The sequence below is a fragment of the Virgibacillus proomii genome (assembly GCF_018916875.1).
GTDB classification, from domain to species: domain Bacteria; phylum Bacillota; class Bacilli; order Bacillales; family Amphibacillaceae; genus Virgibacillus; species Virgibacillus proomii_B.
In genome coordinates this window covers 134,436-149,132 of sequence record NZ_JAHLNO010000028.1, presented here as the reverse complement: position 1 = coordinate 149,132, position 14,697 = coordinate 134,436, and the positions used below count along the sequence as shown (strand labels likewise).

General features: G+C 32.3%; 12 protein-coding genes. 3 read left to right on the top strand and 9 right to left on the bottom strand.

The genetic code is table 11. The annotated features are described in order from the left end of the window. The first annotated feature begins 116 nt into the window (after positions 1 to 116). From KQI21_RS14885 to csaB, 3 genes are read left to right on the top strand one after another with little or no spacing between them, the layout of a single operon-like run. Entirely contained in the window at positions 117 to 851 is a 735-nt protein-coding gene (locus tag KQI21_RS14885) for a WecB/TagA/CpsF family glycosyltransferase (RefSeq protein ID WP_216485019.1), read from the top strand. Further along, positions 848 to 4,294: a DUF5693 family protein gene (locus tag KQI21_RS14880; RefSeq protein ID WP_216485018.1), complete on the top strand. Its 3,447-nt coding sequence runs from the start codon at positions 848 to 850 to the stop codon at positions 4,292 to 4,294. The genes KQI21_RS14885 and KQI21_RS14880 overlap by 4 nt, the downstream gene beginning before the upstream one ends. Beyond that, entirely contained in the window at positions 4,294 to 5,391 is a 1,098-nt protein-coding gene (gene csaB, locus KQI21_RS14875; protein ID WP_216485017.1) for a polysaccharide pyruvyl transferase CsaB, read from the top strand. The genes KQI21_RS14880 and csaB overlap by 1 nt, the downstream gene beginning before the upstream one ends. Positions 5,392 to 5,462: 71 nt before the next feature. Here csaB and KQI21_RS14870 read toward each other — a convergent pair whose 3' ends face one another. The 9 genes from KQI21_RS14870 to KQI21_RS14830 all read right to left on the bottom strand — a co-directional run bounded on the left by KQI21_RS14870 (position 5,463) and on the right by KQI21_RS14830 (position 14,447). After that, positions 5,463 to 6,008, bottom strand: coding sequence for a hypothetical protein (locus KQI21_RS14870; protein WP_216485016.1), 546 nt, complete (start codon positions 6,006 to 6,008; stop codon positions 5,463 to 5,465). A 497-nt stretch (positions 6,009 to 6,505) separates the two neighbouring features. Beyond that, positions 6,506 to 7,696, bottom strand: a complete 1,191-nt coding sequence (locus tag KQI21_RS14865; RefSeq protein ID WP_216485015.1) for an acyltransferase — start codon at positions 7,694 to 7,696, stop codon at positions 6,506 to 6,508. A 314-nt stretch (positions 7,697 to 8,010) separates the two neighbouring features. Then, positions 8,011 to 9,063, bottom strand: coding sequence for a glycosyltransferase family 4 protein (locus KQI21_RS14860; RefSeq protein ID WP_216485014.1), 1,053 nt, complete (start codon positions 9,061 to 9,063; stop codon positions 8,011 to 8,013). 354 nt (positions 9,064 to 9,417) lie between these two features. Continuing rightward, the gene (locus KQI21_RS14855) at positions 9,418 to 10,140 is read right to left on the bottom strand and encodes a glycerophosphodiester phosphodiesterase (RefSeq protein ID WP_216485013.1); all 723 of its coding nucleotides are present in this window, start codon (positions 10,138 to 10,140) and stop codon (positions 9,418 to 9,420) included. Positions 10,141 to 10,552: 412 nt separating this feature from the next. Further along, on the bottom strand, positions 10,553 to 11,902 hold the full coding sequence (locus KQI21_RS14850; RefSeq protein ID WP_216485012.1) for an ArnT family glycosyltransferase: 1,350 nt from the start codon (positions 11,900 to 11,902) through the stop codon (positions 10,553 to 10,555). Beyond that, positions 11,892 to 12,233 (bottom strand): EamA family transporter, encoded by a 342-nt coding sequence (locus KQI21_RS14845; RefSeq protein ID WP_216485011.1) that lies wholly within the window; start codon positions 12,231 to 12,233, stop codon positions 11,892 to 11,894. The genes KQI21_RS14850 and KQI21_RS14845 overlap by 11 nt, the downstream gene beginning before the upstream one ends. Continuing rightward, positions 12,230 to 12,592 (bottom strand): DUF2304 domain-containing protein, encoded by a 363-nt coding sequence (locus KQI21_RS14840; RefSeq protein WP_216485010.1) that lies wholly within the window; start codon positions 12,590 to 12,592, stop codon positions 12,230 to 12,232. The genes KQI21_RS14845 and KQI21_RS14840 overlap by 4 nt, the downstream gene beginning before the upstream one ends. 8 nt (positions 12,593 to 12,600) lie before the next feature. Continuing rightward, the gene (locus KQI21_RS14835) at positions 12,601 to 13,317 is read right to left on the bottom strand and encodes a glycosyltransferase family 2 protein (RefSeq protein WP_216485009.1); all 717 of its coding nucleotides are present in this window, start codon (positions 13,315 to 13,317) and stop codon (positions 12,601 to 12,603) included. A gap of 584 nt (positions 13,318 to 13,901) precedes the next feature. Further along, positions 13,902 to 14,447 (bottom strand): DUF1572 family protein, encoded by a 546-nt coding sequence (locus KQI21_RS14830; protein WP_216485008.1) that lies wholly within the window; start codon positions 14,445 to 14,447, stop codon positions 13,902 to 13,904. Between the last annotated feature and the right edge of the window lie 250 nt (positions 14,448 to 14,697).

Sequence of the window (14,697 nt, the reverse complement as noted above, 5' to 3'; positions counted from 1 at the left end):
AAACAAGTTCAAAATCACTGCGATTTAATATATGTATGGATGGCTTCATCATGCATAAGATAATCTAGACTAAAATGGAGCCAAATTTTGCTTAAGCATAAAGGAGTTTAATAAATATGGAATTTGTAACCGTTATGAATGTTCCCTTTTTAAATACTAATCAACGATCTTTCGTTTTGTTATTACAGGAACGTATTGAGAAAAAGAAAAAAACTTTTGTTATTACGGCTAATCCTGAAATTGTAATGAGAGCTAATAAAAACAGGGAACTCATGCAACATATTCAACTGGCTACTTTTGTCGTTGCTGATGGAATAGGAATTGTTAAAGCGGCTAAAATATTAAAACAGCCTTTACCGGAGCGAGTTACAGGTTACGATACAATGATCGAATTATTAAAAATTGCCAACAACAATTCGTATAAAATTTTTCTACTCGGTGCGAAACAAACAACATTAAAAAAAGCAATTGATAAGATAAATATGGAATATCCAAATATTAAAATAGTTGGTTCTCAAGATGGCTACTTTAATTGGGAGGAAAATGATATTTCCGAACGAATAATGCAATTAAAACCAGATATAACTTTTGTTGCATTAGGTTCTCCAAAACAAGAAAATTGGATTGCTAGCAATTTTTCTTATTTTGAACATGGGATTTTCATAGGGGTTGGCGGCTCCTTTGATGTAATCTCCGGGACAGTGAAGCGTGCACCTGTATTATTTCAAAAATTAAACTTAGAATGGCTTTATCGTCTGATGAAGCAACCTAGTCGATGGAAACGGATGCTTGTTCTGCCGCAATTTGCTATTAAAATTTTCAAACAGAAACTAAAGGGGAAAACTACATGAGTAAATCAGCCTTTGTAAAGAGTACAATTTTACTAACAACTGCTACATTCATTTCAAAGGCTCTAGGCAGTATTTTTCGAATACCTTTACAAAATATAGCTGGTGATACGGTATTAGGTATTTTTAGCCTTGTTTATCCAGTCTACATGGTTTCTCTTACCCTTTCGGTGGCAGGAATTCCAATTGCAATTTCAAAACTAATTGCTGATGCAAGAGCAAAAAATAACTTTACATATATTAAAGAAATCTACATGACAGCAAGTATTCTTGCTTTACTTTTTGGAATCAGCAGTTTTATCCTTATTTATACCTTTTCGACTCCGATTTCTAATGCATTAGGAGGTACTTCCATTAAGCCAGCTTTACTAGTCGTAACTGCAACATTACTAATAGCACCATACATGGCTGTTTATAGAGGATACTTCCAAGGATTTGGGGATATGAGACCAACAGCAATTTCACAGGTTATTGAACAGTTGGTACGAGTAGGATTAATTCTTATTACGGCATTTTACTTCGTGCAAAAAGAGGCTTCGGATGAAGCTATAGGTGGATGGATTATGACTGGTTCCGTTGCAGGTGCGTTTATTTCCCTTATCTATTTAAAGATCAGATATAGACGTTTTAACTTAAACCAGTCTTCTAATAGAAAATACACTCTTCCATTATTTTCAAAATGGAGTAAAAAAATACTAAAGCTCTCCATCCCTATTGCTATTGGAGCTATAACGATGGCTTTAATAAATTTCATTGATTCATTCACTATCCCCTATGGATTACGAAGTATAGGAGTAAGTGAAAAAAATATTAATTATTTATATGGAATTTATGGACGAGGCCTCTCAATCGTTCAAATAGCAACCGTCTTTTCAACATCCATTGTATTACCACTAATACCTTTATTAACAAAAAAGTTAGTACAAGGAGATCAGGACGGTGCTCAAAACATTATTGAGAAAACTCAACGAGTAACACATATTATTTCATGGCCAGCAGCAATGGGACTTTTTAGTTTAACACTCCCAATAAATATTGCTTTATTTACGGACTTACAAGGAAGCTGGGTGTTAGCTATTATTGGATTCAGCTCTGTATTTACTTCCTTAACTATTTTAAGTACAGGAATTTTGCAAGGAATGAACTTAGCTAAATTAGCAGCAACCATTATTATTTTTGGTGTGCTAATAAAATCCATAGCAAATATTTATTTCATTCAGCTTTTTGGCTTAACCGGCGCAGCACTTTCAACTTTAATTGTTTACTTATGCTTATTTTTAATAAACACCTTCTTTATTTATAAAAATCGACCTTTTTCTTTCATGAAATTAACCTTAATAAAAATAATCTGCTCTTCAATTATAATGGGATTGGTTATAGGATTACCATTTTTATATATAAATATAGAAAACTGGTCACGTATGCAAGCTTTACTATATCTAATCGTGGCAATTTTAGCCGGGGCTGGATTATATACATTGCAATTACTTATATTCAAGGTCGTTGACAGTTTCATTATAAAAAAAGCAGTAAAATCCATCTTTAAAATGGCTCATAATCCAGCTGGAAAGGATAATAAAAATATGTTTAAACGTAAATGGATATGGATGATTTTAATTGTATTATTACTAATCACTTTGCCAAAGACCATTGAGAGAATAAACGTAGAATCTGAAAATAATACATATGAAATAGTCGTTCCATATGAAGAAGTTGAGAAACTGGCCATTGAGGATGAAAGATTAACGGTCGATTCTATTCTTACTTCTTTAAAAGAAGCTGGTTTAAACTCAGTCAGCATAACGCCAATCTCATTAAATTGGATGGAAGATCAAGGTATAATCAACATTTTTAGCGAGCAGGAATTAGCTAGTGCATTACTGTTTAGCGAGCAAAAAGACGCTATTAATGTAAAACAACAAGGCTATTATATTACACCACCGCAAGACCCATACTTTAGAAATTTAATCGAAAAACTTTTACAGCCAGCTACAATTTCTATAAAAAATCATAACTTCTATTTTTTTAAAAAAGAAGAGGATCTTTTATCACATAACATTGCATATAATCAAAAAATCATTGACAAAGTACAAGAATATGACTTGAATCCCATTTTTAGAATCGAAAATACAACGAATTCATTAAATCAAATAGTAATAAATCAACTTATCCATGTAAAAAATAAATATAATGCTAACATTTTATTTTCGGGTCAAGAAGTTATCGGCTACCCAAATATTAATAACTTAAAAAAATGGACAAACCAATTATCTAAAGCAGGCTATCGTTTTTATACCATCGAATTTAGTCTTCAAAGAGGAATACAGACCGTTGCTCGCCAAACCAATTATGATACGATTAGGCTCCATAGTATTAACTTGAATGATAAATCAATGGAACAAAACATTGACCAAGCTATAAGAGCAGTAAAAGAAAGGAAAATACGTTCTATTTTCTTTCGTTTTGAAGATGGTGATACTATTGCGAGTATAGAAAGTGCTAAACATTTTATTAAAAATGTCCATACAAAATTATCAGCGAATTATCATAGTGGATCTCCATCACCTTTTAAGGAAATAGATATATCAAAATGGATCCAAATCGTCATTTTAATAACAGGTATCATATTCACCGGATTAGCAGTATCGACACTTAGAAGTAAAATGCTTGTTATTGCTGCCAGTATATTTATGATCTGTTTAGCTATTTTATATCTGGTTAGCCAAAAATTATTATTACTGCAAGGATTTGCACTAATCATAGGTATAATAGCGCCGATTTTTAGTATTTTGTCTACAATAAAGTTGCAGAGAACAACCATACGCTATATATCATTACAATATTTAAAAGCTCTAAGTATTACCTTTGTAGGGATATTAATTGTCATCGGATTATTAAATGGCAACGAATTTATTACAGGATTTGAAATATTTAGGGGCGTTAAATTAGTATATATAGTCCCGATCATTTTCATAAGCGTATATTTACTTTGGAAAGAAGGTTTGAAGCTTTTAAACCAATCTGTAAAATACTGGCATCTTGCCTTACTATCTCTAATTGGCATAGTTGGGCTATATTACATTACTCGTACAGGTAACAATGCTGTAGTAAGTGGCATTGAGCTAATGATTAGAAGCTCGTTAGAAGAATTATTATATGTCCGACCAAGAACGAAGGAATTTCTAATAGGTTTTCCACTTTATCTGCTGGCTATTTATATAATAAACTCAAAAAGCCTATTAGGAAAGCTACTATTAATACCTGGGATAATTGGGTTTTTATCAATAATGAATACTTTTACGCATATTCATATTCCATTGCATATTTCATTATTAAGGTCAGCTTATAGTATAATAATTGGTTATTTTATTGGGCTGCTATTTATATTCTTATATAAAAAATGTGCACCTGTAGTTGAAAAATGGATTAGCAAGAGGTGGGCATAATGCATATCGTTCTTTCTGGATATTATGGATTCGACAATGTTGGAGATGAAGCAATACTATTCTCGATTATTCAGTCATTAAGAAAATTGCAGCCGGATATAAAGATCACTGTTTTATCAAACAACCCTAAAAAAACATCAGAAACTTATGATGTTAAGTCCGTTGGTCGTAATAGCATAAATAAAATTATCCAAGCGCTAAAAAAGTCTGATGGATTAATTAGTGGTGGAGGGAGCTTATTACAAAACAAAACAGGACACTTTACAATTCCGTATTATTTAGGAATTATAAAGCTAGCAAAACTTTTAAATAAACCCGTTTTTATTTACGCTCAGGGAATGGGACCAATAAATGGTTTATTAAGTGAGTTGCTAGTTAAAACTACTCTAAATAAAGTTGATCAGATTACCGTTCGTGATGAAGCCTCCCAACACTTATTAAATGATATCGGAATTAAACAACCGGCAAAAATTGTACCTGATCCTGTTTTAGGGTTAGATCCGCACGATTATAAACATAATTGTCAACCAATCAATGAACTTAACCAAGAAGAATTTATTACTGTAAGTGTTCGTAATTGGCATACTAAATATCCATTTAACGAAAAACTTGCTCATTGTCTAGATCTACTTGTTAAAGATGGTTATGGAATTGTTTTTGTACCGATGCATGGTAAACATGATAAAATAAAATCGCAGGAGATTGCTAAAATAATGCAAGAAAAAAGCTATATATCACCTGCTGACACATCCTTACAGTCTAAAATTTCATTGATTGGAGAATCTAAACTGTTGATCGGGCTACGTCTACATTCATTAATTTTTGCAGCAATAAACTATACTCCTTTTGTAGCAATATCTTATGATCCCAAAATAGATGCTTTTGCTTCGCTATGTGAGCAGCCAATAGGTGGAAATGTAGAGTCAGATAACTGGAATGGTCAAACATTATATCAACAAGTAAAAAATATGCTATCCAGTTATAAGCGAAACACTGACATACTTAAAGAAAAAGTACAGGTTTTACAACATCAGGCTCGTGAGACACCAGAGCTAGCGTTAAGTGTTTTTTTTAAAAGGCATAGTCCCTCATTATGACGAAGGCTTTCTTAACCAGAGCGTATTAGGATGCTTGCTTTTGTTTTTCAAGACAAGAGCAAGCTAAGTGCTCAGTTACCAACGTACAAACTGGAGAACTTCTGACGGGAATAAAGTGAAATTTCATATAAGGAATGTTTTTCTCCTTGAAACAGTAGATCAGATACTAAGTTCGTAAATCCTTGAAAAAGAAAAACACTTTTTCTGCGTGCGATGTATCGCTGTCGTAGTTTTACTTGTCCTTGAAAAAGAAATACGCTTTTTCTGCGTGCGATGTATCGCTGTCGTAGCTTTCCTTGTCCTTGAAAAAGAAAAACACTTTTTCTGCGTGCGATGTATCGCTGTCGTAGCTTTCCTTGTCCTTGAAAAAGAAATACGCTTTTTCTGCGTGCGATGTATCGCTGTCGTAGCTTCTCTGTCCTTGAAAAAGAAATACGCTTTTTCTGCGTGCGATGTATCGCTGTCCTAGCTTTCCTTGTCCTTGAAAAAGAAAAACACTTTTTCTGCGTGCGATGTATCGCTGTCGTAGCTTCTCTGTCCTTGAAAAAGAAATACGCTTTTTCTGCGTGCGATGTATCGCTGTCGTAGCTTTCCTTGTCCTTGAAAAAGAAAAACACTTTTTCTGCGTGCGATGTATCGCTGTCGTAGCTTCTCTGTCCTTGAAAAAGAAATACGCTTTTTCTGCGTGCGATGTATCGCTGTCCTGTTGCTCGAACGAATCGGTAATTTAGGAGCAGTTTCTCTCCTAAAGTTCGGGAACGTAATAAACAGACTTTTTAAAGGGGGGTCTTACAGCGATGGAGAAGCCTAATATTAACAGTGGGGTTTGCTACAGCTTGAGCACTTAGCCAAGACGACGAAGCTACTTTCAAAACAAGATAGCCACAATGTAGAAACGGATTTAGATTTCCAGCTACGAACAAATTTGCATAGCCAGTTTAGGCGACTTTTTTACTTTTCTTTTGAGAACTAAAAATAACCCTAATAAGGGAAAAAAGGTATTTTTAATATTACATTTTTGATAGCAGTATTTTTTGTGTTGCATGCCAACCAAACTCAACTGATTAAAGACATAAATAAAATGTGAACAAACCTTGAAAGCTTTGTTCACATTTTATTTAATATCTCTTAACAATATATTTTCTTTCTTAGTGCGATTTAACCTCAAATGAAACGGATCCATTTTTCCAAAGATAGCCCAATAGAATGGTATAAACTTGTATACAAGCCTAACGATTAACCAGCTAAGTACGCTTACAAGCATAAAAGTAATCAATTGCCAACTGTGATAGATTATCGGAGCTCCCGAACTAATGAATCCTCTAAAAATCATTAGAATTAATGGGTGTACTAAATAGATTCCAAATGAAGTTGCACCAATTTCCATAAAAATTGATTTAGTTTTTAAACTAAATGTTTTATTTGCTATATGCGCTAAATAAAACAGTAATAATCCGGCAAATAACGCGTGTGTCGCCCAGGCAAACTCTCCAAGATAATTACTTACAATTGTTGGAATGTTATTTGAAATAGAAGAAAATATATTCGTGCGCACAGCATACACATAACTGGTATAGAGAATTAACAATGCCCCGTATCCAGTACTTATCACTATTAAGATACGATCTCTAAAGATAGATTTTCTTAATTTAAGTTTAATCTCATTATAATATATACCAAGATAAGCCCCAATAAAATAAAAAGAGAAGTAAGAAAGTGAAACAGAATTTTTCCATGGAATATGAAAATAATTTTTATTTAATATGACCCATGCCCATTGTAATAATAAACCAATCCAGATGGCATGCTTTCTTAGAAATGATGATTTATTAAATAGTATTAAAAACAGTGGAAATAACAAATAAAGTTGAACACTGATAAAGACAAAGTATAAGTGTGTATGCGCCTTTCCTAAAGCTAATAAAGTAAAAAACCTGCTAACTGCATAGGAAAAACTAGGATAATCATAATAAACATACATTTTTATAATAAAATAGATTAAGGAAAAAATAAAATATGGAATTAAAATGAACTTCAGTCTCTTCATATAAAACCGCTTCATTAATCCCATACTCAATTTTCTAGGATAATAATTGTAAAACAATACAAAACTGCTTAACATAATGAATGTTGGTGTTCCTAATTTACCAGCTATATTAAAAAAATTATATATTGGAAATAACACCGAATCTGTAGGAATATTTATTACTCCGCTTGATGAAGCATGAACTACCACTACTGCTAAAATGGCAAATGCTCTAGCAAGCTGTATTTCATCTATTGATGGCCTTTTTATTGTATTCACAAATATCACCCAAACTAATATAATTTACTTTTACAAGCTTGCCGACTATAAAATAAAACTTTATTCAGTGAGCTTCATCCCCTACTGATTAAAGTAGAACAAAAACTAAAATTTCGGCGTCCTTGAAAAACCGCAATGTATCGCTGTCGTAGCTTTCCTTGTTCTGCCGCTTCAAACAAATCAAGTATTACGTACCATTATCTCCTGCGTAGACTTCTGCGAATTCAGGATAACTCCAGAAGTAGAGTCATATGTCACCTTAAATTTAAGATAACTGTATTTGAAAAGCAAAATTTTACTTACATAACATAAATTTATTTCAATTTCAATTTAGTTCCCTCAAGCCAATTTAAAATCGGTCGATATTTTTCACTGATAATACCTGTTAATTCTACTAGTAACTCTACCATAATTAATGCCAAAATTAATATAATGACCGATCCCCACATCGCTGATCGAGTCAAGATAATCCCTGCTAAACTAAAGAAACCGCTCATAGCATACAGTAAGATCACTGTTTGCCTATGTGTATATCCCATTTTTATGATACAGTGATGTAAGTGGGATTTATCGGGTGAGGACAATGGTTTTTTATGAATAATTCTGCGAATAATTGCAAATAACGTATCTAGTATTGGAATGGCTAGGATAATAATTGGCACCATTAATGAAAATATAGCTACATTTTTAAACAAACCAATAACTGCTATTACACTGATCATATATCCAAGAAACAAAGATCCTGTATCGCCCATAAAAATCTTTGCAGGATGAAAATTATATACTAGAAATCCCAAAGTGCTTCCTAATAACATTAAAGAAATTAAAGCTATAGGTAAATTTCCCATTGAAATTGCTAAACCAGATATCGTTAATAATGCAATGGAGGCTACCCCTGCAGCCAATCCATCTAAACCATCAATAAGATTAATTGCATTTGTAATCGCAACAACCCAAAGTATAGTAAGAGGTATCGATGCTGCACCAAATTCTATTTTATCTCCAAAAGGCACCGTTATAAATTCTATGCTATATCCCCCAAAGACAGGGACCATTGCTGAAATAACTTGACCAATTAACTTGACTTTTGCAGAAAGCTGAAACAAGTCATCTAATATACCCACAAATAAAATTACTGTTGATCCTACAACAATTGGCCAAAAAGGAGCCGTACTTGGAAGAAATAACAAAAAACCAATAAAAAAGCTGACATAAATAGATAATCCTCCCAGTCTAGGCATAAGCTTTTTATGAACTTTACGATGGTTTGGTTTATCAACAGCACCTAATTTAATAGCCAGTTTTTTTACAACTGGTGTTAAAACAATCGCTGCAATAAAGCATATAATAATACTACTGTAGTTCACGGAGATCCTCCTACTTAGCAAAAGTTTATAACCTTCCCTTTTAAAACAAAATGCTCAAAAGAACATTGAAGTACAATTTCTATTTTTTGGGAAGATGTTCAAAAAGTTCGGTGAAAATGACACATCCATTTTTCATTGGCTGTTTCTTGTAGTTCATGTTTCATAACCATGTGCACTGCACCACTCAGAACTTAACACACAGGACGTGTTGATGTGTCAGCGTTGCAACAGAAAAAGAAAGCTTCAGCGTGATACATATGCAGGAAGAAAAAGTGTTTTTTTCAAGGACATTGCTAATTAGTCGACAATAAGCTTTTTCATCCTCTTTTTGAACATGCACATTAATATATTTTGTTAAACAATTGCCCTGTTAAATTCAGTGGAATAAGCATACGTTTTATATTTTTCCAATTCATCTGTGGTTATAAGTACAGATGGATATTTTCTAAAGCGTTTCATTTGGTCAACACTATTTACCGTCCATGCTACAACTTGAATTCCTAATTTATCACATTTATGAATATATTTTCCTTTTAAACCATCATACTTAACAGCAATATAAGTTGCATGAAGCTTTTCTATTAATCTAAAATGAGATCGTTTTAACTTATTTACTAGCGGCCCTATTTTTATATCGCTAGAAATTTTTCTTAATTTTGCTAATGATTGATGGTCAAATGATATAACATAAACTTGATCTAACATGTCAAGCTTCTTTATAATTGCAAAAACTTTTTCTTCTATACAATTATATAATTTAGTATTTTTCATTTCTATAGAAACAATCACTTTATTTTTAGCTAATCGAAGTACTTCCTCTAGCGTGGGGATTCTCTCAAACTCTCCTACTGTAAATTGTAGTAGTTCTGATAGCGTATAATGACGTATCTCTCCACTCCCATTAGTCATTCTATCAATCTTATGGTCATGCATAACAACAGGAATACCATCTTTACTTAGATGCACATCTAATTCAATGTGTGTAAAGCCTAGTTCAATAGCGGCTTGGAAAGAAGACAATGTATTTTCTGGATACTTAACCGGATAGCCTCTATGACCAATTCCTCTAATATGCAAATGAATTCTCCTTCCTAGATTTGAGAATAAAATTTATGTCATCTGTTTATTTCATTATAAACTTAGACTATTAAAATCATATTAGAAAAAAGTAAATTATTTGTAAATTTTAAATTCCTTTTTAGGCTAAAAACTAAATCATACAACAGAAAAATCAAGATGACCGCACTAGAGCCTTTTTACAATAAAGTGAAACTTCATTCAGTAGGAGTTTTCTTCCATCTCCTACTGAATGTTAGTACCGTAAGGGTATGACCTAAAGACCCTTGAACGAATCGGGCATTTAGGTTCCGTTTTCTCCCACTTAGACCCTTTTGTATCAACTCGAGGCTCTTGAAGTGGGATCTTACAGCACCTTAGATGCGGGATAAACTTTTAGCCAACAAAATAAAATCATTATAAGTAACCTATCTCATGAAATTTGATAATTAGATTTGCTATTCGTAACAGCGCTCATTAATTTCTTTACAAGAGTTACTGCTACACAGCCATTTAATACACACATTATTGGAATTATAAAAAATCCATAACGTGGGATCGTTAAAAACAAATTAGATAATACAATATACATGATAACAATTCCAGAAATTGCACCGATACTTTTATTACGAATAAACATAGAAATAAATAATGATACAAAGGCTGTATTAACAATAATAATATGTACAATTTTAAAATATAAAGTAATATTAGATGCAGGATAAAAGTAAATGGCATCAGGCAGCTTAAACAATTCATAAGTCTTCCCTACAGTAAACCAAGCGAACCATAATCCAAAGTTAGTTTGGAAACCTTCTTTAATTTTCATCAAAGCATATTCTTTACTGTCCAACCCTAACGCCTTTTGTTCCTTAAAATAATCAGAGAAATCATAAATATTAAATGGATTACTACCAGCAAACCAACTATTGCCAGAATGAGTAGAAAAAAGGATGAATTCATGGAAAAGAATAAAGTTTCTAATAACCCAAGGACCAATTACAATAAAAGCTCCTAAAGCCCAAATTCCACTAGTAGTTAACCATTGCTTTAGATTGGACCGATACTTAATAGATATAATTAAAAATCCAATCAAAACTAAAGGTGCAATAACTGGTCTAATCATAACACTATAACAGAAAATAACTGCAAACAATAAGTGGAGATATTTTTTATCTGTTTTGATTGCAATAATAAATATATAAGTTGCTAAACAAAAAAAGAAAATCGCTGTTATTTCGGTTAAAGCGGTTCGAAAAAAATGCAGCGGTGTAAAATAAGTTGCATACAGTCCGCTTGCAATAACTCCTGCCCAACGGCTTTTAACGACGTTTTTTGCAATTAAATAAACTAACCATATTGTCCCTACGCTTAATAATAAATTAAATACCTTTACTATTGTCATCTGTTCCATATTCAATAAATTTGCAATTTGAAACAAGACAACGAGTAACATCGGAAAACCGGGTGTTACAAACGCGTTACTTTTTAAATCTGTATTGTAGCCATATATACCATCTTCAATGATTTGGTTTGCCATTTTAGTATATAAATAAGCATCTCTGCTGCCATATTTCCAAGTATGCTCCTTAAGTTTAGCTACCTGTTCACTTATTTCTCCATTTTTTAATTGCTCTTCAATTTCCTCTTTTGATGGTTTTATGAAATTACTCCCTGGATGCTCTATCAGATAATAAATATGTAATAAAGTTGATCCAATTAAAATTGTTACAAGTATATATAAGGCTAATTTTTTTTGTATATGATTAAATTTATCTTGCAATTAAATACACCCCGAATACAATTACTACTGCTCCAACCCATTGGATTGGCGTTACAACCTCTTTAAATATAAAAAAACCAATAAAAACACCTAGTACATATGCTAAACTCTGAAATGGGTAAGCAATACTAAATGGCATTCTTGAAAGTATATATAGCCACAGGCCTGTTGCCAATACATAAATAATGCCCCCGCCAATAATATACGGAGATTTTATAATTGAAATAATATTTCCCAAACCCATTATTCCAATTTTCGATACTCCTACTTTCCATAACATTTGCCCGCTTACTAATAATATAATATTTATAATTAACAATAAGTAATTCATGTTTGTTTATTCCTCTGATTAGAAGCTTGTTTTTGATACTCTTCTTTAAGTAACGCAAATTCCTGAGTCAAAACAAATACTTTATTGTTCAATTTCGATATTCGCTTTGTTAAATCAAAAATCATCACAATAATACTTAGTAATCCAAACAAAAACAGTAAACTTGGAGCGTACACTATATTTAATAAATCAGCTAAAAATTCTAATAATCCTCTGGATAAACTTAATATTCCTAACAGTACACAGGTAAAGATCCAAATTATGGAGTCCCTCGTTTCTAAGATCCCTCTACGAACCGATTCTATTACTAAAATAAAGAGAGCGCATACGATAATAAAACTAAAAAACGTAATATCCATAGAACAAATTACTCCTTAACAATTGATTGCATTAATATAGATAGTGTTACTTTCCCCATATAATAAACACTTTTCCAAAATGTTATTGAAGACTCTCCGCCTTGCCGAGCTGCCATATTTGCGGTTACTTCTCTAATTCGCATGTTTTTTCTATTCAGATGCATAAGAACCTCAGGCTCAGGATAGTCTTTAGGATAATTATGGGCAAATAAACGAATTACTCGTCTATTTATAGCACGATAACCTGAAGTTGGGTCTGTGAAACTTTTGTTAGTTAGTAATTTTAAAATTAAATAAAAATAGTAAATTCCTATCCTTCTTGTTTTACTTCCTCTATAGCTCGTCTTTTGTAAAAATCTTGAGCCAACAACCATATCTTCTTCATTTTTTATGATTGGCTTAATTAACTCTAGAAAATCATTGGGATTATGCTGACCATCTGCATCAAACTGAACCGCAATCTCATATCCATGGTTATAGGCATATTTATATCCTGTTTGAACTGCTCCGCCTATCCCCAGATTCATCGGAAGATTTAACAGTACAACATCAAAACTTGCTACAATATCTGCAGTTTTGTCAATGGACCCATCATTTACGACACATATTTCCAAGCTTTTTATGTTTCTTTTTAATTTTATTAGACTGTTCAATGTAGAAGCGATACTTACTTCTTCATTGTAAGCTGGAACGATAATCAATGTTTTTGGTACTTTTATAGCCATCTTCCCACCCCTTTCTTAGAAAAACTTGGCTTACCGCCAAGTCTTTATGGCGAACTTTTTCTTATACTATAAACCGTAAAGTTTTATACTTTCCTATAGTACAAGATTAAATTGTGCCTTAGTAATTATTATTCACTTGTTTTAATCGCTATATTCGTTTTCAATTGCACTAAAAAAGGGGTTATCTTAAAAATATACTTCATCCCTACTATTAACTGGGGGACTTCTAAATTATTTTTGATATACTTATTAGTCTAAACATTGTATATTAATTAAATATTAACCAAGGGTAAATATTTTGTAAATTTTAACAAATATTAATTTAAAAATATCTCTATAATGGTTATTATTAGAAAAACTTGGCTTATCGCCAAGTCTTTAGCGAAAGCTGTAGTTTTTCTTATACTATAAACCATAAAATTTTATACTTTCCTATAGTAAAATAAAAAAATTTAGCAGGATATCATAAGTTCTACGACATCCTGCTTAATATTTAAAAACTTTCGTATTGAAAGCAAGTGCTTATTAGTTATCCGGTTCTCTTCTCTTGTCAACTGCGTTTCTTGACTATATAACCACTGTATTTATCCACCTCCTCCTTCATATTTATCTTTCATATATTGCAAATATTCTTTCGATGCTCCTTTTGGAATGCTTAAATTTTTCCATTTATCTCCTTTTAGCTGTTTTCCAATATATACAATTTGGCCAACATGAGCAGAATAGTGGGCAAGCTGCCTCTCAATTGCATCTATTACTAACAGTGGTTCTGCTCGAATCATGACATGCTTTTTTAAATCTTTTTCAGTTAGTTCACATAATGCTGCAAATAATACATCCCATCCCTCAGTCCATTTATGGATCATCTCCTGCTTTGATTCGATTGTATCCATAAATTCCTGATCACGATTCCGATTTCCCTTTTCACCATCAGTTGTCAGAAACTCTGTCCATCTGGAAAGCATATTTCCATGCAAATGTTTCACAATAACGGCAACGCTATTTGAAAATTCATTTGGTGCCCAGTTAATATCCTTTTCTGCCAACTGTTCGAATGTTTTATCTCCTTGTTCTTTTACATGTTTAAATCGCTTCTTAATTATGTGTACATATTTTTCACCTATTCCCATTAGCAAGCTCCTTATCCTAAATGATGATTTTCTCAATTTATTTTTTACTATAAAGAAAAGCTATGTAAGTAACAAGTTTAGAAACTGTTCATCTTATGGTAAACAAATAAAAGGCAATCTTTATAAGATACCTGGATAAATCCAGTGGTTCTGATCTAAAATGCTTTCCTTTTTTAAAGACTTCTCCCTAAACATAGAAGCTTTTAAATAATCTTGAAGCAACATTATCCATCTTTGTAGTCCTTTTTAA